The organism is Mesorhizobium sp. M0678 (assembly GCF_040320505.1).
Taxonomy (GTDB): Bacteria; Pseudomonadota; Alphaproteobacteria; order Rhizobiales; family Rhizobiaceae; genus Mesorhizobium.
In genome coordinates this window covers 34,843-56,830 of the sequence record NZ_JAMYPT010000011.1, presented here as the reverse complement: position 1 = coordinate 56,830, position 21,988 = coordinate 34,843, and the positions used below count along the sequence as shown (strand labels likewise).

Sequence of the window (21,988 nt, the reverse complement as noted above, 5' to 3'; positions counted from 1 at the left end):
AGCAGGGCCGGGAGGCCAGAGGGGGGCAAGCGGAACCGGAAGCAGGAACGAAAGACCATCCCTCAGCCATGCGTTTTTCGGCTTCGGTTTGTCAATCCTGCAGCACGCCGCCGGCGCCTTCCAGCGCCTCGCGCGTGTCGACGTCGACGGCTGCCCCTTCGCCGATCTCGACATCGATGACGTCGAGCCCTTCGGCCTCGACCAGATGGCGGGCGCCGGTATCGCCTTCGAGGTGAGCGATCGCGGCAAACAGCGAACGCGGCAGCAGCACCGGATTGCCGCGCCGCCCATCGTGCGAGGCCCGCACCACTGATCGGCCTTCGGACCTGCGGAACGCCTCGATCAGCCTGTCGAGGTCGGCCGAGGCGACGCCGGGCATATCGCCGAGGACAATCATGGCGCCGGCGGCGTCGCCGGAAATCTTGGCGATGCCGGCCTTCAGCGACGAAGACAGACCCTCGGCGAAATCCGGATTGTCGGCGAAGGTCACATCGAGGCCAGACAGTGCACTGCGCACGCGCTCGCTCTGGTGGCCGGTGACGACGATGGTGGCCGCGGCTTTCGAACCGACCGCGCGTTCGGCGGTGCGGCGGACCAGGGGCTTGCCATCGAACAGTGCCAAGAGCTTGTTCGGCCCGCCCATGCGGCTGGAGCGGCCGGCGGCCAGAAGCACGATCTCGATCTTTGGTTCGGCTTTGGCCGGCAACGGCTCGCGCGGTTGCGGCCGCGTCTGAATTTCCATCAACAGCCCGCCGACACCCATGCCGGCAATATCCCTGGCGGTCACGTCGAGACCGGCGATCAGCCGGTCGAGCACCCAGTCGAAGCCGTTCTCCTTGGGACTGCGGGCGCAGCCCGGCGCACCGATGATGCGCTTGCCGCCGAGTGTGCCGAGCACCAATAGATTGCCGGGATCGACCGGCATACCGGCGCGGATGACAGTGCCGCCCGCCCTTTCGATCGCAGCAGGAACGACGTCGCCGAAATCGGCCATCGCCGAGGCGCCGAAGATAACCACCATATCGTTGTCGCGGATCAGCGAGGCCACAGCGTCGGCGACGGGGATAATTTCATGCGGGGTTCGACGCTCCGCCGTCAGCCTGCCGCCCGAACGCGCCAGGCGCGCTTCGGTGACGCGCAGCGTCTTGTCGAGCACGCTGGGTTTGATGCCGGGCAGCACCGTCTGGATGACGCCGACGCGCACCGGCTGATAGGCGTTGACCGCAAATATCTCGCCGCCGGCGCAGATCCTTGCCAGGGCATCGACCAAAGCGGAGGCGACCGCAAATGGGATGATCTTCACCGTTGCTACCATCTGACCTTTTTCGACCGGCGCATGCTGCGCGAGCGTGGCGATGGTGATCGTCGGATCGACGGCGTTGATGGCGTTGATCATCGCCGCGTCGACGGTGAACATGCCGGCAGCCTGCGCGTGGAGGTTGACCCTACCTGTCGCGGCGGGCTTCGCCTCGATGTTGCGATGGATCATGGATGCGGCGATCTTTTCGGCAGCGACGTCCTCGCTGAGATCATCGGGCGCCAACACCGCCGCTACGACCTCGGAAATGCCGGCGGCCTTCAACAGGGACACATCCCCGGCGCTTAGCCTGTGCGCCTTGCGGAAGCGGCGCTCTCCGACCTTGGTGGCGTGCGCAAGCACTGCCCCTTCGGCCGTATCGATCGCAACGGGACCAAATTTCACGCGACCGCGCCTTTGGATTCGAGGCCGCGGGAGCGAAAGGCGTGGATCGCTTGCGCCAACACCGCGACGGCGATCTCGGCCGGGCTGGCAGCCCCAATGTCGAGGCCGATCGGGGCATGAATGCGGGCGATCTGGTCGGCGGTCGCTCCCGAAGCCAGCAGGCGTTCCACACGTTTGGCGTGGGTCTTGCGGCTGCCGAGCGCGCCGACATAAAAGCAGCCGGCGTCGAGCGCCGCCTTCAGCGCGAAATCGTCGATCTTCGGATCGTGGGTGAGAGCAGCCAGCGCCGTATAGCTATCGAGCGGCTGACGCTTCAGCACATCCTCTGGCCATTCGGCATGCAGCGCGATGTCGGGAAAGCGGTCGGACGTGGCAAAGGCCGTTCGCGGGTCGATGATCTCTACGGGATAGCCGGCGATCCGGGCCATCGGTGCCAGCGCTTGGCTGATGTGGACGGCGCCGATCACTACCAGGCGCGGCTGCGGCAGATGTGCGTTGAGGAAGAAGGTCCGTCCCTCAGCTTCGACCGAACCGGAATTGCCCGTGCGAAATGCCTTGGCGATGGCCGCCCCGAGTTCGCCGGCTACCCGGTCGCCCTCGCGCACGACACGGTCGCGGCCGTCGCCGAGATCGGTGACCAGGATTGCCGCGCGGCGGGCGCGGCGTTCGGCGTTGAGTGTCTTCAGCGCATAGGGATCCATTCGAGATCAACCCAATCTTTCTACATAGACCTTGATGCGGCCGCCGCATGACAGGCCGACTTGCCAGGCGGTCTCGTCTGCGACGCCGAATTCGAGCATTTTGGCCGTGCCGCTATCGATAACATCGACCGCCTCGGTGACCACGGCGCCTTCGACGCAGCCGCCCGAGACGGAGCCGTGGAAATTGCCTTCGGCGTCGATCACCAGGTGGCTGCCGACCGGGCGCGGCGCCGAGCCCCAGGTCTCGACCACGGTGGCAATGGCGACATCCTTGCCGTCCTTCATCCAGCCCTCCGCTATGATCAGCGGATCGCGGGCCTCATCGAGATAGATACTGTGTTCCATGATTTTCTCCCTGGCAGACATGTGGTTATGCGACGCGCTTCACGCCAGCCTCGATCCACCGGCGCGGGTCGACCGAACGCATGAAAAACAGCACGGTTGCCAGCGACCGGTCCGCCACATAGTCCGCACGGGTCAACAGATCGAGCGCCTCGTCGATCATCCGCGGCGCCGGACGCGGTTTTCAACTCGGTCATTCTGTCTTCGCGGGCGCGGCCATCTGAAAGCCTCTACAAAGCGTGGTAGCCGCGGTTGTGATAGATCAGCGGCCGCAAATTATCGCCGATGCGCAAACCTGTAACCTTGCCAAAAAGCACACGGTGGGTGGCCAGATCCTTGGAGTCGATCAGTTCGCAGTCGAAGACGGCGAGCGCGCCCTTCAGCGTCGGCGCACCGGTCGAGATCACATCCCATTCGGCCAACGCGAAACGCTCCTCGACCGGCAGGCCGGTAATGCCGGAAAAGGCGATCGACAGCGGCTCCTGATCCGAAGCCAGCGTGTTCAGGGCAAATTTGCCGTTTTCCACGAACGGCTCGTTCTTGGGATTTTCACGATTGAGGCAAACCAGGATGGTTGGCGGCGTGTCCGACACCGAGCAGGCCGCGATCACCGTCGCGCCGCGCCTGCCGGCAGGGCCATCGGTGGTGACTACATGCACATGGCCAGCAAAATGGGCCATCGCGTCGCGGTAGGCCTGCGGCCCGATGTCATTCTTCTTCAGCACCGATGATTTTCCACTAGTCAGAACCAACCGTTATATATGGGGGGATATTGCAGGCCACAAGCGAAGTGCTTGACCTATATCCCGAATTCGCGTGTTGCGCCAAAGCTGGCCAGCCTTTAGGTCTTGACGGCATTGGCGCCGGCAACCACGCGACCGGCGTGGAGGAATTCTTCGCTCGCATGCGACCTTGGACAACCACGATAGCGGTGCTGGCCTGGCTCTCGGTCGCCTGCAGTGCAAATGCCGAGACGCTGCTGGTCGGCGTCGCGGCACCTTTGTCGGGGCCGTCGGCGATCCTCGGCAAACAGATCGAGGCCGGCGCGACAATGGCGGCTGAAGCGAACGATGCCGAAATCAAGACGATCGATGACGCCTGCACGGCCGACGGTGGCGCCGCCGCCGCGCGGGAGTTCACCGCGGCCAAGGTCAACGTCGTCATCGGGTTTTTGTGCACCGACGCAATCGAGGCGGCTCTGCCGATCCTCAAGGATGCCGGCATACCGGTGATCACCGTCGGCGTTCGCACGGAAAGCCTGACCGACCGGCGCGCCAAGACCGGATGGCCGATCTATCGTCTCGGGCCGCGCGGCGACGACGAGCGCAATGCCGTCGCTGCCATCCTCACCCGCCTATGGCAGACCGAGCTGTTCGCCATAGTCGACGACGGCACGATCTATGGCCGCGAAATGGCCGAGACGTTTCGGGCAGCCGCCGAGCAAGCGGCTCTGAAGCCGGTGTTCGTCGACACGTTCCGGCCGCAGCTCGACAACCAGATCGGCCTGATCGGCCGGCTGAAGAAAGCCGGCGCAACGCATGTCTTTGCCGGCGGCGACGGCGATGATGTCGCCATTATGGGCCGGGATGCTGGCCAGCTAAATACCGGCATGGTGTTTGCCGGCGGCGAAGCGTTGCGCGCGCCGCTCGGCGACGTGCCTTATGCCGTCGGCACGCTGATGATCGCGCCGCCCGAATGGGCCGATGTCGCCGACCCCAAGGTGTTGCAGAGCTTTGCCGGACAAAACATCGTGCCGGAAGGTTACACGCTTCCCGCCTATGCCGCGGTCGAGATCGCCAAGGCGGCTTCAGCATTGCCGCAAAGCTCCGGCGAGAGGCTAGCCAACGTGCTGACCGCGCATGACTTCACCACGGCGATCGGACCGATCCGCTTTGACGAAAAAGGTGACCTGACGCAAAATCCTTATCGAGCCTACCGTTTCGACGGCGGCCGTTTCGTGCCGGCGGAGAGCCAATGATGTCCAGCACAGGGATGTTCCATACGGGTCCGCGCAATCTCATCACGGACGTCGCCGGCCTGCGTGTCGGCAATGCGGCGAATGCCAAGCTGAAATCCGGTGTGACCACCGTCATCTGCGACGAGCCGGCCGTGGCCGGCGTGCAAATCCTGGGCGGTGCGCCGGGCACCCGCGAAACCGACCTGCTCGAGCCGCACAATTCGATCCACGCCATCCATGCCGTGGTGCTTTCGGGCGGTTCGGCCTTTGGCCTCGACGCCGCGTCGGGGGTGCAGGCGGCGTTGCGCGAAAGAGGCATCGGCGTCGAGGTTGGCGGCTTTCGCGTGCCGATCGTGCCGGCGGCGATCCTGTTCGATCTGCGCAATGGCGGCGACAAGGATTGGGGCCGGTATCCGCCTTACCGCGACCTCGGCTACGAAGCCGCGCAAGCCGCCGCGATCGACTTTGCGCTCGGCACCGCCGGCGCGGGTGCCGGCGCGCTGAGCTCCGGCCTGAAGGGCGGGCTCGGCTCGGCCTCGACGGTGCTGGACAGCGGCGTCACCATCGGCGCGCTCGCCGCCGTCAACCCGACCGGCTCGGTGACGGTCGCCGGGACCCGCCATTTCTGGGCGGCGCCGTTCGAGATCGGCGACGAGTTCGGCGGGTTAGGCTATCCCTACCCGATGCCTGACGATGCCAGAAAGGTCCTGCTGAAGTTCCGTGACAAGCATGCGGCAGAGCAGGCGGAAACCGGCGCCAACACGACCATCGCCGTGATCGCCACCGATGCGGTACTCACGAAGGCCGCCGCCAAACGCCTGGCGATATCGGCGCATGACGGCTTTGTCCGTGCCATTTGGCCGACCCACACGCCCGCAGACGGCGATCTGGTCTTCGCGCTGGCAACGGGCAAGAGCGGCATCGAGCTCGCACCCAACGATACCGTCGATCTCTACGCCGCGGCCGGCGCCACGATGGCGCGCGCCATCAGCCGCGGCGTCTTTGCCGCGACGCCGGCCGAGGGCGATCTGTTCCCGGTCTGGTCGTCGCGCTGACCGCGCAACGCTCATTCGGGTTTGCCGTAATCAGGCTGGACTTATGATCAGGTGGGTTCGGATTTTTCTTCTTCGAACGTGACCGCAACATCCGAGTTTGCCGACAGCCGCACCTTCTGGCCCTCGACCTCGGCGACAAGGCTGAGAGGAATGAAGTGGTGATGGCCCCTGTGAGCGCCCTCGCCGCTGTCGCGCTTGGTCAGCTTTATGCGATCTCCGTCAACCTTGTCGACGGTACCGACATGGACGCCGTCGGCGCCGATCACTTCCATACGTTCGCGAATCTTGGCTGCATCTGTCATGGGGGTCTCCCTTAGAGCGCCGCGCGTCCTTTTGAACGCGCAAAGGACACTCTAAACATTTTGAATCAATGCACCGTGCCATACGAAAATAGGTGCTGATTTTAGGGAGGCACGATGCGGTGAAGCTGCCGACAATAACAAACGACGGCCGGATTGGATGCATCGACTTTGTGTTTCAGTCAGCACGATCTTTTGACGGCATCGTGATAGGAATTTAACGGCGTCGACCGCCGGAATGGAAAGTCCCATGCGAAATCTTGCCCTGTTTGCAGTCTGCCTGCTTGCCCCGCTTGCAACTTTGGCCGCCGCCCACGCAGGCGATGTCGCTGAGCTTGAGATCCTCGGCTTCAGCAGTGATGGCGGGGTCTTTGCCTTCGAGGAATACGGCGTCCAGGACGGATCGGGATTTCCCTATGCGACCCGCTATTATATCGACACGGCCGACGACAGTTTCCTGAAGGGCTCGCCGATACGTGTCCGGCTCGACGACGAGAATGCCACGGTGGCCGCAGCGCGGCTGCAGGCCCGGCAAAGGGGCGAAGCGATCGTCAGTCAGGCGGAACTCACGGCAAATCGCGGCATCACCGCCGGCTTCAACCCGGTGACCGAGCTTTCTGCCGATCCCTTCCGCATGGTGGTCAATCCGCGCCCGATCTTCTCGCCGGTCGACGATCCGCTCGAGTTCCGGCTCGACCAGATCGGCATGAACGACACCGAACGCTGCCAGAGCCAGGGCGAGATCAATGGCTTTCGCCTGCTGCGCATCGAGGCGAAGGATGGCGGCCAGACGAGGATCATTCACGAGGACAAATCGATCCCGCAAAGCAGAGGCTGTCCGAATGGCTACCAGATCGGCGCGGTTCAGACATTTTCGCTGGATAGCGTCAGCACCTATGCCGTGCTGATCGCGGTGCGCCAATACGGCTTCGAAGGGCCGGACTATCGCTGGATCGCGGTAACCGGTCGCCTGTGACGTTCCCCGCCATGCGCTATCGCGCCCTGCATCGTCTCCGCCGCTCCTTGCCGCCGCTGCGCACGGCATTTGCCGGTGCCTTGTTGTGGGCCATGGCGATGGGCGCCAGCGCGCTGCTCAATCTGCTGTTGTACGATTGGGAGACCCCGGTAAAGATCCGCTTCGTCTCGCTGCTTTATGCTGCCGGCGGCGCGCTGGCCTTCCCGGTTGGGCTGTTTATGGCGCGGCTCGTCTCGCTCGGACGCCACTGGGAAATCGCCGTCGCCGCCGCCTTCGTCTGCCTTCTCGCCGCGACAATTACCTTCACCGGCGGCCTCTTTGGGCTGCAATACCGCTCCTACTACGTCCAATGGCATGCACCCGCGCTCACCATCACCTGGGTTTTCCAGTTCGTGTTCACGATGTTGACGGCACTCTATCAGTTCGTCGTCCTCGGCATCCGGCTGTATTTTCCGCTCGGTTTCGTTGCGCTCGCTGTCGCCAGCGTCTGGTTTGCGCGCCAGCAACGTTGAGCATTTCGCCTGCCTCTGTTAGGACGCGGGCAAATGCTCTCGCAAGTCAGGACCGACTGATGATCCCTCGCTACTCCCGGCCGGAAATGGTGGCCATCTGGTCGCCCGAAACCCGGTTCCGCATCTGGTTCGAGATCGAGGCCTACGCCTGCGACGCATTGGCCGAGCTCGGCGTCATCCCGAAGGAGGCCGCCAAGACCATCTGGGAGAAAGGCGGGGCGGCAAAATTCGATGTCGAAGCCATCGACGAGATCGAGCGGGTCACCAAGCATGACGTCATCGCCTTTCTCACCCATCTCGCCGAATTCGTCGGGCCGGATGCCCGCTTCATCCACCAGGGCATGACATCCTCCGACGTTCTCGACACCTGTTTTGCCGTGCAGCTCACCCGCGCCAGCGACATCCTGCTGGCCGACATTGACGGGCTGCTTGCGGCGCTCAAGCGCCGCGCCTTCGAGCACAAGGACACCATCACCATCGGCCGCAGCCACGGCATCCATGCCGAGCCGACCACCTTCGGCGTCAAGCTGGCGCAGGCCTATGCCGAATTCTCGCGTTGCCGCGAGAGGCTGGTGCATGCACGCGAGGACATCGCCACCTGCGCCATCTCCGGTGCGGTCGGCACCTTCGCCAATATCGACCCTTATGTCGAAGAATACGTGGCCAAGAAACTCGGACTGAAGCCGGAGCCGGTGTCGTCGCAGGTGATCCCGCGCGACCGCCACGCGATGTTCTTCGCCACGCTCGGTGTGATCGCCTCGTCGATCGAGCGGCTGGCGATCGAGGTGCGCCATCTGCAGCGCACCGAGGTACTCGAAGCAGAAGAGTACTTTTCACCTGGCCAGAAGGGTTCGTCGGCGATGCCGCACAAGCGCAACCCGGTGCTGACCGAGAACCTCACCGGCCTTGCCCGCATGGTGCGCTCCTTCGCATTGCCGGCAATGGAGAATGTGGCGCTCTGGCACGAGCGCGACATCTCGCATTCCTCGGTCGAGCGCATGATCGGGCCCGACGCGACGGTGACGCTCGATTTCGCGCTCTCACGCCTGACCAGCGTCGTCGACAAACTGCTCGTCTACCCCGACAACATGCTGAAGAACATGAACAAATTCCGCGGCCTCGTGCATTCGCAGCGCGTGCTGCTGGCGCTGACGCAAGCCGGCGTTTCGCGCGAGGACGCCTACCGGCTGGTGCAGCGCAACGCCATGAAGGTGTGGGAGCAAGGCGCTGATTTTCTTGAGGAACTTCTGGCCGACAAGGACGTTGTCGCAGCCTTGCCCGAGGCCGAGATCCGCGAGAAATTCGACTTGGGCTATCATACCAAGCACGTCGATACGATCTTTAGCCGAGTGTTCGGAGAAGCCTGATGATTTCGTCGGCCGGAGATTTCGATTTCCTTGCCCTGCCCGGGCGCGGCAATTCCGGGCCGGATCATTGGATGTCGCATTGGTGCCGGGTGTTCCCCAATTCGACCCGCGTGCTGCAGGCCGAGTGGGACCGGCCTAAGCCTGAAGACTGGATCGGCCAGTTGGATGCCGCGGTGGCCGCCGCACCGCGGCGCGTCGTGCTGCTTGCGCATTCGCTGGCGGTGGCGACGGCGGTGAAGTGGGCTGCCGGCGCCAGTCAAGGCCAACTCGACAAGGTCGCGGCGGCATTCCTGGTTGCCGCGACCAATGTCGAGGATGCCGATCCCTCATTCGACGCGGTGCGCCCGTTCGCGCCGATGCCGCTGAAGCGCCTGCCCTTCCCGACATTGGTGGTGGCGAGCCGCAGCGACCCACGCGTCACCTTCGACAAGGCGACCGCTTTTGCCGCCGCCTGGGGCGCGGATATCGCCGATGCCGGCGATCTTGGCCATATGGGGAACGAGGCCGGCCTCGGCGTATGGCCAGCGGGCCTGCTCATGCTTGGCCGCTTGTTCGAAAAAGCAAACCTCTAACCTACGCCTTACAGGGAACCGTCCTTATCACCGTGCCCCACGGATCCTCGCGGGTGGTCTCGCTTGCGGCATTGTCCGAGCGCATCTCGACCCAGGCCAAGCCGGAGCGGGCGGGATCGCGGCGACCGGCGCCCGCGCTCTGCCACGCATTTGCGCCAATGTGGTGATGATAGCCGCCGGACGACAGGAACACCGCCGCGCCACCGTACTTTGCCACTGTGTCGAAACCGAACTCCTGATGCCACCATGCTTCGGCTTCTTCCGGCCTGCCGACCCGCAAATGGACGTGGCCGATAATGCTGTTTTCCGGCGCGCCCTGCCAGCCGGTGTCGCCGGCCGGCACCTCGGCAACGACCGACGGAATGTTCAGCCGCTCCGTCGCCATCGCTATCTTGTCACCGTTCCATTTCCAGTCCTGCGGACGGCGGTCGGCATAGATCTCGATGCCGTTGCCTTCCGGATCGGTTAGGTAAAGAGCCTCGCTGACCAGATGATCGGATGCGCCCTCGATGCCGATCTTGCCGGCGATGGCGTGATTGATCCAGCGGCCGAGATCGGCCCGGCTGGGTAGCAGGAAGGCGGTGTGGAAAAGACCGGCGCTGCGCGGGTCATCGGGTTTCGCGGCCAGATCCGCTTCGATGTCGAGCAAAGGGCGATTGACTGCGCCGAGCGTAATCGTGCCGCCGGCGCGGCTCAGTTCCTGCAAACCGACGACTTTGCGATAGTAGGCAGCGAGATTGTCTGCATCGCGCGCCCTCAAGCCGACGCGGGCAACGCTGACCGGGGTCGTCGCGGCAAAAGGCAGTTCGCTCATCAAAGTGCTCCGTTCAGGCGGCGCTCGACAAGCTTCCAACAGAGCAATCCGGCGCCATCAATCATTCTACGCCATGTCCGTGCCAAAATCTCGGAACAGCCATTCTTTCCTGGCGACAGATCGTTGATCGCGATCGTTCACACAAGAGCGCAAGAAGCGAACAGGGTGTTCACAATCGCGAGCAGAACCGGGCTCGTGAGCGGCCGTTTGCGTGTCGCTGTTGAGTTCATACCCGGTTGCACCCGACAGCGCCTCTCGCTACATGCGCGCCATGAAAGTCAGGGAAGCAGATATTCTCATCGTGCCGGGCTACACCAATTCCGGCCCCGATCATTGGCAGAGCCGCTGGCAGTCGAAACTATCGACAGCGCGCCGCGTCGAACAGGCGGAATGGTCGAAGCCGGTGCGCGAGGATTGGACGGCCGGTGTCGCCAAGGCGGTTAACGAGGCCGAGCGGCCGGTCGTCATCGTCGCCCATTCGCTTGGCGTCGCGGCGGTCATTCAAGCATTGCCTCGGTTCGAGAGGCCGGTCGCCGGCGCTTTCTTCGTGGCGCCGCCCGATGTCGCCAATCCAGAGATAAAGCCGAGGCACCTGATGACCTTCGGCCCCTATCCGCGTGACCCGCTGCCGTTTCCGTCGGTGGTGATCGCCAGCCGCAACGACCCGTTCTGCGCCTTCGGCGTCGCCGAGGACATTGCCGGGGCGTGGGGCTCGCTATTCATCGACGCCGGCGATGCCGGTCATCTCAACGCGGATTCCGGCTTCGGCCCCTGGCCTGAAGGCTCGATGACGTTCGCGAAATTCCTGACGGATCTTTAGAGCGGTTCACCGTTTCACGGAAACGGCGAACCGCTCTATCTCTTTGTTTTGACGCAATTCCGGACGGAAAACCGTTTCACACTTTTCCTGGAATTGCTCTAGGAAGCGATCGAATCCCTGACGCTGTTCAGCAGGGTCTTTGCCCCAAGCGAAATCAGCGAATGCTCGGAACCCATCGCCAGCAGCCGGTAACCCATCGACACCACGCGACCGGCGATGGCCGGTTCCATCACATAGATCGCCGCATGCTTGCCGGCTTTGCGGGTGCGCTCGGCGATCGAGGCGACGGTCCCCATCATGCTCTCCAGCGTCGAACTGACGGTGGTGCCCTTCGACCAGGCGATCGAGAAATCCGACGGGCCAAGGAAGATACCGTCGATGCCCGGCGTGTCGAGGATGCCGTCGAGTGCATCAAGCGCGGCCCGCGTTTCGACCATGGCGAACGCCATGGTGCGCTGGTTGCTGTCGCGCAGCCAGTCGGCATAGTCGCCCTTGCCATGGCGCGGAAAAGCATAGGTCGGGCCCCAGGAGCGCTCGCCGAGTGGCGGGTATTTCATTGCGGCAGCAAACAGCTTTGCATCCGCCACCGAATTCACCATCGGGGCGATCACCGCCTCGGCGCCGAAGTCAAGCGCACGGCTGGCCATGTCGAAGCGGCCGACCGGGATGCGTACCAAAGCCGGCTTGTTGGCGGCCAGCACCGGCACAAGCCCGCGCAGCACGCTATCCTCGTGATGGCCACCATGCTGCATATCGAGCGTAACCGCGTCGAACCCTTGCCTGGCCAGTATCTCGACCGTCAAGGCATCCGGCACGCCGGACCATGCGGTGAACAGCGTCTCGTCGGCCGCAAGGCGTGACTTCAGGGACATTGGCGATTTCCTCTTTGCTTGCAGCAATTCAGCCGGAAATGACCGCAAAGGCAAAGAAAAACCGCCCGGTGAGGCCGGGCGGTCGATTGGTCCAGCATTCGAAGAGTATCGATGGGGATCAGGTGTTCTTGATCTGCTCGATCGCCTGCGCCATCAATTCATCCATGGTGCGGCGGATCTGATGGTCCGACTGGTCGATGCCGGCGGCATCGAAATCCTTGCGTATCTTGCGGAAAACGTCGTGATCGCCGGCTTCCTCGATGTCGCTGACGACCACTTCCCTGGCATAAGCGTCGGCATCAGCGCCGGACTTGCCGAGCTTTTCGGCAGCCCACAGGCCGAGCGCTCTGTTGCGGCGTGCCGCAGCCTTGAACCGAAGTTCCTCGTCGAATGCGAATTTGCGCTCAAAGCCCTCTTCGCGGTCTTTCATGCTGCTCATGGCATCCCTCCGTGAAATCCGATTCGTTGTGCCAATATGTGTTGCCGGAGCACAAACCAAAAGGGCGCCGGCCGGTCAATATGCTACATTGCTTGCTGCGCTGCGGCATTTCGGTGCCCGAAAGCGGTTGATTGAAAGGATTTGCCGATTGAGCAAACAGTGCGATTGGGATAGACACCGGCATTGAACCCCACCGTCGCCATCTTATTTTAGGCAGACGGACAGGAACTGGTCGCTTGCCGCCTGCCCGCAAATCCAGAGAAAAATCAGATGAAAAATCGCCGCCGCATTTATGAAGGCAAGGCCAAGATCCTTTATGAGGGACCGGAGCCTGGCACGCTGATCCAGTTCTTCAAGGACGACGCTACCGCTTTCAACAAGAAGAAGCATGAAATCGTCGATGGCAAAGGCGTGCTCAACAACCGCATTTCCGAGCACATCTTCAATCATCTCAACCGGATGGGCATTCCGACCCACTTCATCCGCCGGCTCAACATGCGCGAGCAGTTGATCAAGGAAGTCGAGATCATCCCGCTCGAAGTGGTGGTGCGCAACGTCGCCGCCGGCTCGCTGGCCAAGCGCCTGGGCATCGAGGAAGGCACCGTGCTGCCGCGCTCGATCATCGAATTCTATTACAAGGCCGATGCGCTCGACGATCCGATGGTATCGGAAGAGCACATCACCGCCTTCGGCTGGGCGAGCCCACAGGAGATCGACGATGTCATGGCGCTGGCCATTCGCGTCAACGACTTCCTTTCCGGCCTGTTCATGGGCGTCGGCATCCAGCTGGTCGATTTCAAAATCGAATGCGGCCGCCTGTTCGAAGGCGATATGATGCGCATCGTCGTTGCCGATGAGATCTCGCCGGATTCCTGCCGGCTGTGGGACGTGGCGACGCAGGACAAGCTCGACAAGGACCGCTTCCGCCGCGACATGGGCGGGCTGGTCGAGGCTTATCAGGAAGTTGCCCGCCGTCTCGGCATCATGAACGAGAACGAGCCACCGCGTCCGGCCGGGCCGGTGCTCGTCGCATCGACCGACGGTGTCAAAGGTAAGCCGCACTGACGGCTTGCCCGCTCAACAGGTGAACAGGAGCATGTCCAGCGTGATCAAGGCCCGCATTACCGTAACCCTCAAGAACGGCGTGCTAGACCCACAAGGCAAGGCAATCGAGCACGCGCTGTCCGGAATGGGTTTCGGCGGCGTCGGCCAGGTGCGGCAAGGCAAGGTTTTCGACGTCGAATTGGCCGAGAGCGACAGCGCCAAGGCCGAGGCCGATCTGAAAGCCATGTGCGACAAGCTTCTGGCGAATACAGTGATTGAGAATTACGCGGTGGAGATCGCCTGAGGTGAAATCAGCCGTCGTCCTGCTCCCAGGCCTCAATCGCGACCGCGACATGATCGCGGCGCTGACCAAGATTTCCGGCACGCCGCCGGTCACCGTCTGGCAGACCGACACCGAAATTCCCGATGTCGACCTGATCGCCATTCCCGGCGGCTTTTCGTTCGGCGATTATCTGCGCTGCGGCGCCATTGCCGCGCGCATGCCAGTAATGCGGGCTGTGGCCGAAAAGGCGGCCAAGGGCGTCACGGTCATCGGCGTCTGCAACGGCTTCCAAATCCTGGTCGAGGCCGGCTTGCTGCCGGGCGCATTGATGCGCAATACCTCGCTGAAATTCGTCTGCCGTCAGGTGAAGCTGCAGATCGCCAATGCCAACACGATGTTCACCCGCCGCTACCAGCCGGGCCAGATCATCCGGGCGCCGGTGGCGCACCATGACGGCAATTATTTTGCCGATGCCGAAACGCTGGCCCGCCTCGAAGGCGAAGGCCAGGTGGTGTTCCGCTATGCCGAAGGCACCAATCCCAACGGCTCGATCAACGACATTGCCGGCATCGTCAACGGCCGCGGCAACGTGCTCGGCCTGATGCCGCATCCCGAGAACCTGATCGAAGCGGCGCATGGCGGCAGCGACGGCCGGGCGCTGTTCGAAAGCGCGCTGGGCATCGCTGCTTGATGCCTTCAATTTTCCTCCTGGAGCCACGGTCATGAAACTCTATTCGCGGCCGTTGTCGCCCTATTCGTCGATCGTGCGGGCGTTGGCCTACATCAAGAACGTGCCGCTCAAGCTCATTGCACCGCCGCCGGGGTTTCCCATCCCGGAGGCGTTTCGTGCCATCTCGCCGTTGAACCGGATTCCGGTGCTGATCACCGGCTCCGGCGAAACGATCGTCGAATCGGTGGTCATCGCCGAATATCTGGAGGAGCGCTTTCCCGAGCCGGCGCTGCTGCCGAGGGACTCGAAGGACCGGGCGCTGGTGCGCATGTTCGCCCGCATCACCGACCTCGACGTGCTCGCCCCGACGATGAAGCTGTTCGAGCTCCATTTCGTGCCGCAGCGCAACGAGGCGGAGATCAAGGCACAGTTCGCCCGATTGCATCACGGGCTTGCGGCAATCGAGGCCCGCATGGCGCATGGCCCGTTCGCGCTCGGCGACGACATCTCCTTTGCCGATGCGTGGTTGACGCCGACCCGCTTCGTCTTCAACAATTTCAGGACAACGATCGGCCGCCCCGATTTGCTTGACGCCTATCCGAAATTCGATGCCTACGAGCAAATCGCCTTGCAGCATCCGGCGCTGTCGCGCGTCTGGGGTGAGATGACAGACGGTCTGAAGATCTTTCTGTCCGAACTCGAGATGGGCGCCGCTTGAACATGAGACCGACGACCACGCGCCTCGCCGTCGCTACTGCCGCCGGGCTTGTACTCGCCTCATGCCAGTCAGGCCCGAGGAGCACGCCGGCGCCGGCGGGCAAGAGCGCGTCACTGCTTGCCATGGAACAGGTGGCAATCGCTGCCCACAAATGCTGGATCGCCAGCAAGGACCCTGCCTTCAAATCCTATCAGATGGCCAACGAGCTGAATTCGTTCAGCGGCACGCCGCGCTTCCTGCTGGTGCCGGCCAAACATTATGGTGGAAAGCCGTTGCTGGTCGTGCAAGCGCAAGGCAATTCGAGCCGCGTCGACGTGTTCGGCCCATTGATGGCGGAACCGCTCGGCGCGCGCATCGGCTCGGACATTGCCCGCTGGCAGGCGGGCAATCCGGCCTGCGGCGCTGCTGCCTAGCCCAATGGGTCGCGTGCTGCAGATCACCGGTCTGGTCGTCGGCCTGGCCGGGCTCGTCCTGCAGATCTGCATCACCGTCCCGGCATCAATGGAAGCCGGCCGCGGCTTTGCCGGCTCGCTGGTCTTCTATTTCAGTTTCTTCACCATCCTGACCAACATCGGCGCAGTGCTCGTCCATGCCTCGTTGCTGTCGTCGACGGGTTATGCCTGGTTTCCGGCCTTTGCCGCGCCACGGATGCGGGCGGGCGTAGCCGTCGCCATAACGCTGGTCCTCATCGTTTATGCAACGGTCCTGGCGCAGCTTTGGCAGCCGCAAGGGCTGTTCCTGCTCTGCGATGTGCTCCTGCACTATGTGACGCCGGTGTTGTTCGTGCTGTGGTGGCTTGTGGCAGGCGCCGACGGCTCGACGCGGTGGCGCGACATCTCCTGGTGGATGATCTATCCGATCGCCTATCTGGCCTACGCGCTGCTGCGGGCGCCGATTGCCGGTGAAGTGCCCTACCCGTTCCTCGATCTCGCCAAGAACGGCGCGACCAGCGTCGCCGTCTCGGCTCTGGCCATCACCGGGCTCTTTCTGATGCTGTGCATTGTGGCGGTGCTTGTGGACCACGGTGTCACGCGGATCAGGGCGGCGGGCGTTCATCCGCGATGATGCTCTCCCGCCGCGGCAGCCTTTAGCGTCTTGGCACGGTTCGCGCGGCGCTTGCACGGATCGCCGCAGCAGCTTCGCCAGCGATCCGTGACATGAACTTGCGCGTGAATTGGCCGAGCGGCTTGGCATCTTCGAGCGCCCAGCTCGTCGCGAGATCATCGGTGTTGAATTCGTTGACGATAACCCAGGCTGGGGTAAAGAGGGTGGCGCGGCGGGCCTCGGTCTCAGGAATCTCAACATAGTGCGCGCCAGGTCGTGGCGGCTGGCTCGTGATTGGAAAGAGTGGGCCTGCTTGCGGCCATTCTTGCCGGCAACGATCAGCATAACGCAAGTCGGCCGCGCCTTGCGTCCGCTTTCCTCGCCCCGGTCATATTCTCTTGCCCACAAATAGGAATAGAGAATGACCTGTCCGTGGCCGGGTTCAGTCATCCCGGACATCATCTCGCGCGACTGCGTCGAGGCCGGTTAGAAGCCTGTCGCGTTCCTCGGCCGACAGATCCTCGACGCGGTGTGCCCGTTGCGCGCTGCGACTGGTGATGCGGTCGAACTGCTCTGCCGTCAGGAGAACGAACTTGCGCTTGCCGCGCTTGGTGATGTCAACAGGGCCGCGGAACGCGGCCTCAACAACCTCGCCGGATTTGTTGCCGAGATCTGTGAGGGTGAAACTTGCCATGGTCATCTCCTTCGTCATCCCGAAAATAAGGGAATTAGCTGTTTTCAGCAATACCCCTATTCACTGGAGACGTCGCGAGCGAATGCTGTGAGGGCACGAAGGAGGATGGTATCTCAGTGATGTAGAAAATCGCGTTGGTTCCGATGTCGATATGACGCTCTCGTCTACCCCCCGATATGCCACGCGACGTTCGAGACGGAGCATCCGGCTGCTCTCAGTCCCAAAACGGCCTCAGCCCCTCACGATGGGCATCGCAACGCGAGATACCGATGTCCTTGAGCTGGTCGTCGGTCATCTCGAGCAGGACCAGCCGGCTGCGCCGGCGATCCATTAACCCGTCAATCCACCTCGCGAAGGATCTGAGCGTACGCACCAGCCGACTGACATAGGTTGGCCTGCCCGGCGGGCGCGCCACCTGCACCTGCAATTCAACTGCGGCGTAGCGGATTGTCTCTATTGTACCCATTTTCTTTCTGCCAAGATTGCAATTGTGCCCTTTTGTATTGCCCGTTTCATATGTATTGACTCTCATTTCGGTGCAATGTAGAAAATTGTCACCATGACAACTTGGCTTCCAGACCTTACCGCCGGCACTGGACCGCTCTATCAGCGGCTTGCCGATTCCATCGAGACGGACATCGACCGCGGCTTGATCGGTGCAGGGGCAAAGCTGCCGCCGCAGCGCGATCTGGCATACGACATCGGCACGACCGTCGGCACGGTCGGCAGGGCCTATCAATTGCTGCGCGAGCGGGGATTGGTCAGCGGCGAGGTCGGCCGCGGAACCTATGTCATCGCTCAACAGTCGGAGAGCGCAAAGCCGGATTTCCTGGTGCCGGTCGAACAAGGCACGCGCTATATGGATGCGCCCGGCAACAAGCTGCGCTTCGATAGCACGGCCGCACCGGACGTCGGCCAGGGTGCCATCGTCGCCGACGTGTTGACACGCACGGCGCAAGACCATCCGCATGAGATTTCAAGCTATACTCGTGATTTCCCGGACCGCTGGTTCGAAGCGGGCAGGCGCTGGCTGTCGCGAAATTCCTATCGCCCGGCGGCGGATGCAATCGTTCCCACGCTCGGCACCCACGCCGCAGTGATGGCAACCATTGCGGGGCTCACCGCCCCCGGCGACTATGTCGTCTTCGAGCACCTCACCTATTCGCAGATCTCGCGCAGTGCCGGCCTGATCGGTCGCCGGACCGCACTGGTGGCGACTGACGACGAGGGCATCGATCCCCAGGATTTCGAGCGCGTCTGCGCACAAAAGCACCCGAAGATGATGTTTTTGATGCCGACGGCCAAGAACCCGACGCTGACAACGCTGTCGGCATCGCGCCGCGAGGCAATCGCGCATGTCGCCCGTCAATATAACGTCGTCCTGATCGAGGACGATCTCTATGGCGGACTGACCGATGACCCAACGCCTTTAATGGCCGAATATGCTCCCGAACGGACCATCGTTGCCGGCGGCCTGTCGAAATCGGTTGCGGCGGGTGTTCGCGGCGGCTGGCTCGCTTGCCCGCCGGCCTATCGTCACCGCATCCGGGTTGCCCACAAGATGATGACGGGCGGCCTGCCCTTTCTGCTGGCGGAGGTGGGCAGCCGGCTGGTGCTGTCCGGTCAGGCCGCTGAGGTGCGCAAGCGCAGCATTGCCGAGATCGGTGCGCGCATCGCGATCGTGCGCGAGACACTCGACGGCTTCGATTTCAAGGCGCTGGATAACGTGCCGTTCGTCTGGCTCACTTTGCCGGACCCATGGCTTTCCGGCACTTTCAAGCAGGCCTGCCTCGAACATGGCGTGCTCATCGACGACGAGGACGAGTTCAAGGCAGGGCGTTCCGAACAGGCCTTTCACGGCGTGCGGTTTGGCATCTCGCAACCGCGACAGCGGGACGATATCGCGCACGGGGTCGCGGTAATCCGGCGGCTTCTGGACGAAGGCCGCGCCGGCTACGACAGCTTTTCTTGAACCGGCTTGAAACCGGCGGGTCGAGTGGCGATCTTTCGCTACTTGCGGTCAGCTGTTGCTTTCCATCGTTTTAGTCATCCAACGGGGTGTATCGGCTGCAACGCTTGCGATAAGACGGGACTCGATCCCAAGGACACAATTGCCGATCATGACCATTTCCAATTCCGTGCCGATCACTCCTGAACTCATTGCCGCGCACGGGCTGAAGCCCGACGAGTACCAGCGCATCCTCGACCTGGTCGGGCGCGAACCGAGCTTTACCGAACTTGGTATTTTTTCGGCGATGTGGAACGAGCATTGTTCCTACAAATCCTCGAAGAAGTGGCTGCGCACGCTGCCGACCACCGGGCCGCAAGTCATCCAGGGCCCGGGCGAGAATGCCGGCGTGGTCGATATCGGCGACGGCGACTGCGTCGTCTTCAAGATGGAGAGCCACAACCACCCCTCCTACATCGAGCCCTATCAAGGTGCCGCGACCGGCGTCGGCGGCATCCTGCGCGATGTCTTCACCATGGGCGCGCGACCGATCGCGGCGATGAACGCGCTGCGCTTCGGCGCGCCGGACCACCCCAAAACCAGGCATCTGGTTGCCGGCGTCGTTTCCGGCGTCGGCGGCTACGGCAATTCCTTCGGCGTGCCGACGGTCGGCGGCGAGGTCAATTTCGACGCCCGCTACAACGGCAATATCCTGGTCAATGCGTTTGCCGCGGGCCTCGCGAAGACGGACGCAATCTTTCTGTCCGAGGCCAAGGGCGTCGGCCTGCCGGTCGTCTATCTCGGCGCCAAGACCGGGCGCGACGGCGTCGGCGGCGCCACCATGGCCTCGGCAGAGTTCGACGACAAGATCGACGAGAAGCGGCCCACGGTCCAGGTTGGCGATCCCTTCACCGAAAAATGCCTGCTCGAAGCCTGCCTCGAACTGATGGCGTCCGGCGCCGTTATCGCCATCCAGGACATGGGTGCCGCTGGCCTCACCTGCTCGGCGGTCGAGATGGGCGCCAAGGGCGACCTCGGCATCGAGCTCGACCTCGACAAGGTGCCGGTGCGCGAAGAGCGCATGAGCGCCTATGAGATGATGCTGTCGGAGAGCCAGGAGCGCATGCTGATGGTGCTGCGCCCCGAAAAGGAAAAACAGGCCGAGGCGATCTTCCACAAATGGGGCCTCGACTTTGCCATCGTCGGCAAGACCACCGACGATCTGCGCTTCCGCGTGCTGCACCAGGGCGACGAGGTCGCCAACCTGCCGATCAAGGATCTCGGCGACCAGGCGCCGGAATATGACCGTCCCTGGGTCGAGCCGAAGAAACCGGCGCCATTGGCTGGCGATGCACCGCGAACCGATGTGGCCGACGCACTCCTCAAGCTGCTGGGCGGACCGGACCTTTCCTCGCGCCGCTGGGTGTGGGAGCAGTACGACACGCTGATCCAGGGCAATTCCCTGCAGCTTCCCGGCGGCGACGCCGGTGTCGTGCGCGTCGACGGTCATCCGACCAAGGCGCTCGCCTTCTCCTCCGACGTGACGCCGCGCTATTGCGAGGCCGACCCTTACGAGGGCGGCAAGCAGGCGGTTGCCGAATGCTGGCGCAATCTTACCGCCACCGGCGCTCTGCCGCTCGCGGCCACCGACAATCTCAATTTCGGCAATCCGGAACGGCCCGAGATCATGGGCCAGCTGGTTGGTGCTGTGAAAGGCATCGGCGATGCCTGCCGGGCGCTTGGCTTTCCGATCGTCTCCGGCAACGTCTCCCTCTATAATGAGACCAACGGACAGGGCATCCTGCCGACACCAACCATCGGCGGCGTCGGTCTGATTGCCGACTGGTCGAAAATGGTGCGCATCGGCTTTGCCGCCGAAGACCAGATGATCGTGCTGGTCGGCGCGCCGACGATATGGGGCTCGCATCTTGGCCAGTCGGTCTATATGCGCGACATCTTTGGCCGCGCCGACGGCCCGCCGCCGCCGGTCGATCTCGGCCACGAGAAGCGGGTCGGCGACCATGTGCGGGCACTGATCGCCTCCGGTGTTGTTACCGCGGCGCATGACGTTTCCGATGGCGGCATCGCGGTGGCGCTGGCCGAGATGGCGATGGCCTCCGGCATCGGCGCGACCATTCCCGGCCTGATCGGTGCAGATCCGATCCCGATCTGGTTCGGCGAGGACCAGGGCCGTTATCTGCTGACGCTGTCGATCGACCCGCAGAGCGAGCAATGGGACGCCATTCGCGAACAGCAAAACAAGCTCGGCGTTTTTGCGCCGTGGATCGGCTCGACCGGCGGCAGCGAACTGAAGCTGGGCGAGGCGCGTGCGATACCGGTCAGCGAATTGACCGCCGCCCACGAATCCTGGTTCCCTCGCTTCATGGCAAATGAGGTCGTGGACCCGTGATGTGATCGAGTGGGCCCCTTTCCCTGTGGTTCATCCGCCATTTCGACCATATCTATGAGATCACGACCTGAACAAGGAATCCTCACATGGCAATGGACGCCCACGACATCGAACGGCTGATCAAGGAAGGCATTCCGGACGCCAAGGTGACGATTCGCGACCTGGCCGGCGACGGCGACCATTATGCGGCTGAGGTTGTGGCCGAAAGCTTTCGCGGCAAAAGCCGCGTCCAGCAGCACCAGATGGTCTATGACGCGCTGAAGGGCAACATGGGCGGCGTACTGCACGCGCTTGCCCTGCAGACCAGCGTGCCGGACTGAGCTCTCTTGCAGTTACCGGCTCGCAAGCTTCTTACCGGTCACGGCAATGATCGGCCCCGCCGGATACTTTCCACCCACAATCATCCGCTCGCCGTTCGACAGCGCCGAAACGACCCCGTCGAAGAAAAGCGCGTTGGGACAATCGAGCGCATCCCGGAATAGCCGTGCGAAGCTGCCGAGGCTGACTTCAGAGCGTGAGATCGCCAGCACGACCGTATTTTCGTCACGCACGCCGACGCCATTGCGGATATAGCGTGATGTGCCGTTCTGCTCGAAGCGGGGATGAAGCCGGCCGTCTATCACCAGCATCGGGCCGGATTGCGTGGCAAACATCACGTCCAGTCTGGTCGCAGCATAGGCGCTTGTCTCCATGACCGCCGCCTTGCCGTCCTTGCGGACCAGGAATACCCCATTCGGTTTCAGGAAGAA

At 63.0% G+C, this 21,988-nt stretch carries 28 protein-coding genes and 1 pseudogene; 16 read left to right on the top strand and 13 right to left on the bottom strand.

Annotated elements, in window-relative coordinates; genetic code table 11:
• Positions 1–91: 91 nt before the first annotated feature.
• The 5 genes and pseudogenes from NKI29_RS20350 to NKI29_RS20330 all read right to left on the bottom strand — a co-directional run bounded on the left by NKI29_RS20350 (position 92) and on the right by NKI29_RS20330 (position 3,470).
• Positions 92–1,702, bottom strand: coding sequence for an NTP transferase domain-containing protein (locus NKI29_RS20350; RefSeq protein WP_352570858.1), 1,611 nt, complete (start codon positions 1,700–1,702; stop codon positions 92–94).
• Entirely contained in the window at positions 1,699–2,403 is a 705-nt protein-coding gene (locus NKI29_RS20345) for an XdhC family protein (RefSeq protein ID WP_352570857.1), read from the bottom strand. The genes NKI29_RS20350 and NKI29_RS20345 overlap by 4 nt, the downstream gene beginning before the upstream one ends.
• A gap of 6 nt (positions 2,404–2,409) precedes the next feature.
• Positions 2,410–2,748, bottom strand: coding sequence for an XdhC family protein (locus NKI29_RS20340; protein ID WP_352570856.1), 339 nt, complete (start codon positions 2,746–2,748; stop codon positions 2,410–2,412).
• A gap of 85 nt (positions 2,749–2,833) precedes the next feature.
• Positions 2,834–2,942 (bottom strand): annotated as a pseudogene (locus tag NKI29_RS33455) (AAA family ATPase); the annotation flags it as partial.
• 33 nt (positions 2,943–2,975) lie between these two features.
• Positions 2,976–3,470 carry a flavin reductase gene (locus tag NKI29_RS20330; protein ID WP_023674737.1) on the bottom strand — a complete coding sequence of 165 codons (495 nt, stop codon included), beginning with the start codon at positions 3,468–3,470 and terminating at the stop codon, positions 2,976–2,978.
• A gap of 179 nt (positions 3,471–3,649) precedes the next feature.
• Here NKI29_RS20330 and NKI29_RS20325 point away from each other — a divergent pair, with 179 nt between their 5' ends.
• Together NKI29_RS20325 and NKI29_RS20320 are read left to right on the top strand one after the other, a co-directional pair.
• A complete protein-coding gene (locus NKI29_RS20325; RefSeq protein ID WP_352570855.1) occupies positions 3,650–4,723 on the top strand; it encodes a branched-chain amino acid ABC transporter substrate-binding protein in 1,074 nt (357 codons plus the stop codon).
• A 14-nt stretch (positions 4,724–4,737) separates the two neighbouring features.
• A complete protein-coding gene (locus tag NKI29_RS20320; protein ID WP_352797146.1) occupies positions 4,738–5,757 on the top strand; it encodes a P1 family peptidase in 1,020 nt (339 codons plus the stop codon).
• 47 nt (positions 5,758–5,804) lie between these two features.
• On the opposite strand, the gene NKI29_RS20315 is transcribed toward NKI29_RS20320, so the two are convergent.
• On the bottom strand, positions 5,805–6,059 hold the full coding sequence (locus NKI29_RS20315; RefSeq protein ID WP_023674734.1) for a DUF2171 domain-containing protein: 255 nt from the start codon (positions 6,057–6,059) through the stop codon (positions 5,805–5,807).
• 247 nt (positions 6,060–6,306) lie between these two features.
• Here NKI29_RS20315 and NKI29_RS20310 point away from each other — a divergent pair, with 247 nt between their 5' ends.
• Genes NKI29_RS20310 through NKI29_RS20295 form a run of 4 tightly spaced genes read left to right on the top strand, consistent with a single transcriptional unit; the run spans position 6,307 to position 9,483 of the window.
• Entirely contained in the window at positions 6,307–7,032 is a 726-nt protein-coding gene (locus NKI29_RS20310; protein WP_352797080.1) for a DUF2259 domain-containing protein, read from the top strand.
• Between the two features lie 11 nt (positions 7,033–7,043).
• Positions 7,044–7,544 carry a hypothetical protein gene (locus tag NKI29_RS20305; protein WP_352797078.1) on the top strand — a complete coding sequence of 167 codons (501 nt, stop codon included), beginning with the start codon at positions 7,044–7,046 and terminating at the stop codon, positions 7,542–7,544.
• 59 nt (positions 7,545–7,603) lie between these two features.
• Positions 7,604–8,911 (top strand): adenylosuccinate lyase, encoded by a 1,308-nt coding sequence (gene purB, locus NKI29_RS20300; protein WP_352570853.1) that lies wholly within the window; start codon positions 7,604–7,606, stop codon positions 8,909–8,911.
• On the top strand, positions 8,911–9,483 hold the full coding sequence (locus NKI29_RS20295; protein ID WP_023674730.1) for an RBBP9/YdeN family alpha/beta hydrolase: 573 nt from the start codon (positions 8,911–8,913) through the stop codon (positions 9,481–9,483). Before purB ends, NKI29_RS20295 begins: the two co-directional genes overlap by 1 nt.
• A gap of 1 nt (position 9,484) precedes the next feature.
• On the opposite strand, the gene NKI29_RS20290 is transcribed toward NKI29_RS20295, so the two are convergent.
• Entirely contained in the window at positions 9,485–10,297 is an 813-nt protein-coding gene (locus NKI29_RS20290; protein WP_352797076.1) for a VOC family protein, read from the bottom strand.
• 271 nt (positions 10,298–10,568) lie between these two features.
• On the opposite strand from NKI29_RS20290, the gene NKI29_RS20285 reads away from it, so the two are divergent.
• The gene (locus NKI29_RS20285) at positions 10,569–11,117 is read left to right on the top strand and encodes an RBBP9/YdeN family alpha/beta hydrolase (protein ID WP_023674728.1); all 549 of its coding nucleotides are present in this window, start codon (positions 10,569–10,571) and stop codon (positions 11,115–11,117) included.
• Positions 11,118–11,215: 98 nt separating this feature from the next.
• On the opposite strand, the gene NKI29_RS20280 is transcribed toward NKI29_RS20285, so the two are convergent.
• Both NKI29_RS20280 and NKI29_RS20275 read right to left on the bottom strand, forming a co-directional pair.
• Positions 11,216–11,989, bottom strand: coding sequence for an HpcH/HpaI aldolase family protein (locus NKI29_RS20280; RefSeq protein ID WP_352576016.1), 774 nt, complete (start codon positions 11,987–11,989; stop codon positions 11,216–11,218).
• A 118-nt stretch (positions 11,990–12,107) separates the two neighbouring features.
• Positions 12,108–12,428 (bottom strand): DUF1476 domain-containing protein, encoded by a 321-nt coding sequence (locus tag NKI29_RS20275; RefSeq protein ID WP_023674726.1) that lies wholly within the window; start codon positions 12,426–12,428, stop codon positions 12,108–12,110.
• 270 nt (positions 12,429–12,698) lie between these two features.
• On the opposite strand from NKI29_RS20275, the gene purC reads away from it, so the two are divergent.
• From purC to NKI29_RS20245, 6 genes are read left to right on the top strand one after another with little or no spacing between them, the layout of a single operon-like run.
• Positions 12,699–13,493 carry a phosphoribosylaminoimidazolesuccinocarboxamide synthase gene (purC, locus tag NKI29_RS20270; RefSeq protein WP_023674725.1) on the top strand — a complete coding sequence of 265 codons (795 nt, stop codon included), beginning with the start codon at positions 12,699–12,701 and terminating at the stop codon, positions 13,491–13,493.
• Positions 13,494–13,533: 40 nt separating this feature from the next.
• On the top strand, positions 13,534–13,776 hold the full coding sequence (gene purS / locus NKI29_RS20265; RefSeq protein WP_023674724.1) for a phosphoribosylformylglycinamidine synthase subunit PurS: 243 nt from the start codon (positions 13,534–13,536) through the stop codon (positions 13,774–13,776).
• Between the two features lies 1 nt (position 13,777).
• Positions 13,778–14,446, top strand: a complete 669-nt coding sequence (purQ, locus tag NKI29_RS20260) for a phosphoribosylformylglycinamidine synthase subunit PurQ (RefSeq protein WP_023674723.1) — start codon at positions 13,778–13,780, stop codon at positions 14,444–14,446.
• Positions 14,447–14,477: 31 nt separating this feature from the next.
• The gene (locus NKI29_RS20255; RefSeq protein WP_352590693.1) at positions 14,478–15,143 is read left to right on the top strand and encodes a glutathione S-transferase family protein; all 666 of its coding nucleotides are present in this window, start codon (positions 14,478–14,480) and stop codon (positions 15,141–15,143) included.
• 2 nt (positions 15,144–15,145) lie between these two features.
• Positions 15,146–15,556, top strand: coding sequence for a hypothetical protein (locus NKI29_RS20250; RefSeq protein WP_352797074.1), 411 nt, complete (start codon positions 15,146–15,148; stop codon positions 15,554–15,556).
• Positions 15,557–15,560: 4 nt separating this feature from the next.
• Positions 15,561–16,208 (top strand): Pr6Pr family membrane protein, encoded by a 648-nt coding sequence (locus tag NKI29_RS20245; RefSeq protein ID WP_352797072.1) that lies wholly within the window; start codon positions 15,561–15,563, stop codon positions 16,206–16,208.
• Between the two features lie 22 nt (positions 16,209–16,230).
• Here the strand turns inward: NKI29_RS20245 and NKI29_RS20240 are convergent, their stop codons facing one another.
• From NKI29_RS20240 to NKI29_RS20230, 3 genes are all read right to left on the bottom strand, one after another.
• A complete protein-coding gene (locus NKI29_RS20240) occupies positions 16,231–16,539 on the bottom strand; it encodes a hypothetical protein (RefSeq protein WP_352797071.1) in 309 nt (102 codons plus the stop codon).
• A 90-nt stretch (positions 16,540–16,629) separates the two neighbouring features.
• The gene (locus NKI29_RS20235) at positions 16,630–16,932 is read right to left on the bottom strand and encodes a type II toxin-antitoxin system prevent-host-death family antitoxin (RefSeq protein WP_352797070.1); all 303 of its coding nucleotides are present in this window, start codon (positions 16,930–16,932) and stop codon (positions 16,630–16,632) included.
• Positions 16,933–17,095: 163 nt separating this feature from the next.
• Positions 17,096–17,347 carry a DUF1127 domain-containing protein gene (locus NKI29_RS20230; protein WP_352797067.1) on the bottom strand — a complete coding sequence of 84 codons (252 nt, stop codon included), beginning with the start codon at positions 17,345–17,347 and terminating at the stop codon, positions 17,096–17,098.
• A gap of 93 nt (positions 17,348–17,440) precedes the next feature.
• Between NKI29_RS20230 and NKI29_RS20225 the strand changes: the two genes are divergently transcribed.
• From NKI29_RS20225 to NKI29_RS20215, 3 genes are all read left to right on the top strand, one after another.
• Positions 17,441–18,853 (top strand): aminotransferase-like domain-containing protein, encoded by a 1,413-nt coding sequence (locus NKI29_RS20225; protein WP_352623644.1) that lies wholly within the window; start codon positions 17,441–17,443, stop codon positions 18,851–18,853.
• A 148-nt stretch (positions 18,854–19,001) separates the two neighbouring features.
• Positions 19,002–21,239: a phosphoribosylformylglycinamidine synthase subunit PurL gene (gene purL / locus NKI29_RS20220; protein WP_352457795.1), complete on the top strand. Its 2,238-nt coding sequence runs from the start codon at positions 19,002–19,004 to the stop codon at positions 21,237–21,239.
• Positions 21,240–21,325: 86 nt separating this feature from the next.
• Complete coding sequence (locus NKI29_RS20215; protein WP_023674714.1) at positions 21,326–21,559, top strand: BolA/IbaG family iron-sulfur metabolism protein; 234 nt, start codon at positions 21,326–21,328, stop codon at positions 21,557–21,559.
• A 12-nt stretch (positions 21,560–21,571) separates the two neighbouring features.
• Here the strand turns inward: NKI29_RS20215 and NKI29_RS20210 are convergent, their stop codons facing one another.
• Positions 21,572–21,931: a phosphodiester glycosidase family protein gene (locus NKI29_RS20210; protein WP_502896715.1), complete on the bottom strand. Its 360-nt coding sequence runs from the start codon at positions 21,929–21,931 to the stop codon at positions 21,572–21,574.
• Positions 21,932–21,988 lie beyond the last annotated feature (57 nt).

Bases quoted from the DNA above. Each gene is read 5' to 3' on its own strand.
- NKI29_RS20230 (WP_352797067.1), bottom strand. From the start codon at position 17,347: ATGGGTACAATAGAGACAATCCGCTACGCCGCAGTTGAATTGCAGGTG.
- NKI29_RS20305 (WP_352797078.1), top strand. From the start codon at position 7,044: ATGCGCTATCGCGCCCTGCATCGTCTCCGCCGCTCCTTGCCGCCGCTG.
- NKI29_RS20225 (WP_352623644.1), top strand. From the start codon at position 17,441: ATGACAACTTGGCTTCCAGACCTTACCGCCGGCACTGGACCGCTCTAT.
- NKI29_RS20320 (WP_352797146.1), top strand. From the start codon at position 4,738: ATGTTCCATACGGGTCCGCGCAATCTCATCACGGACGTCGCCGGCCTG.
- NKI29_RS20285 (WP_023674728.1), top strand. From the start codon at position 10,569: ATGAAAGTCAGGGAAGCAGATATTCTCATCGTGCCGGGCTACACCAAT.
- NKI29_RS20250 (WP_352797074.1), top strand. From the start codon at position 15,146: ATGAGACCGACGACCACGCGCCTCGCCGTCGCTACTGCCGCCGGGCTT.
- NKI29_RS20245 (WP_352797072.1), top strand. From the start codon at position 15,561: ATGGGTCGCGTGCTGCAGATCACCGGTCTGGTCGTCGGCCTGGCCGGG.
- NKI29_RS20275 (WP_023674726.1), bottom strand. From the start codon at position 12,428: ATGAGCAGCATGAAAGACCGCGAAGAGGGCTTTGAGCGCAAATTCGCA.
- purL (WP_352457795.1), top strand. From the start codon at position 19,002: ATGACCATTTCCAATTCCGTGCCGATCACTCCTGAACTCATTGCCGCG.
- NKI29_RS20340 (WP_352570856.1), bottom strand. From the start codon at position 2,748: ATGGAACACAGTATCTATCTCGATGAGGCCCGCGATCCGCTGATCATA.
- NKI29_RS20325 (WP_352570855.1), top strand. From the start codon at position 3,650: ATGCGACCTTGGACAACCACGATAGCGGTGCTGGCCTGGCTCTCGGTC.
- NKI29_RS20280 (WP_352576016.1), bottom strand. From the start codon at position 11,989: ATGTCCCTGAAGTCACGCCTTGCGGCCGACGAGACGCTGTTCACCGCA.
- purC (WP_023674725.1), top strand. From the start codon at position 12,699: ATGAAAAATCGCCGCCGCATTTATGAAGGCAAGGCCAAGATCCTTTAT.
- NKI29_RS20210 (WP_502896715.1), bottom strand. From the start codon at position 21,931: ATGGAGACAAGCGCCTATGCTGCGACCAGACTGGACGTGATGTTTGCC.
- NKI29_RS20345 (WP_352570857.1), bottom strand. From the start codon at position 2,403: ATGGATCCCTATGCGCTGAAGACACTCAACGCCGAACGCCGCGCCCGC.
- NKI29_RS20310 (WP_352797080.1), top strand. From the start codon at position 6,307: ATGCGAAATCTTGCCCTGTTTGCAGTCTGCCTGCTTGCCCCGCTTGCA.
- NKI29_RS20295 (WP_023674730.1), top strand. From the start codon at position 8,911: ATGATTTCGTCGGCCGGAGATTTCGATTTCCTTGCCCTGCCCGGGCGC.
- NKI29_RS20255 (WP_352590693.1), top strand. From the start codon at position 14,478: ATGAAACTCTATTCGCGGCCGTTGTCGCCCTATTCGTCGATCGTGCGG.
- NKI29_RS20315 (WP_023674734.1), bottom strand. From the start codon at position 6,059: ATGACAGATGCAGCCAAGATTCGCGAACGTATGGAAGTGATCGGCGCC.
- NKI29_RS20215 (WP_023674714.1), top strand. From the start codon at position 21,326: ATGGCAATGGACGCCCACGACATCGAACGGCTGATCAAGGAAGGCATT.
- purB (WP_352570853.1), top strand. From the start codon at position 7,604: ATGATCCCTCGCTACTCCCGGCCGGAAATGGTGGCCATCTGGTCGCCC.
- NKI29_RS20290 (WP_352797076.1), bottom strand. From the start codon at position 10,297: ATGAGCGAACTGCCTTTTGCCGCGACGACCCCGGTCAGCGTTGCCCGC.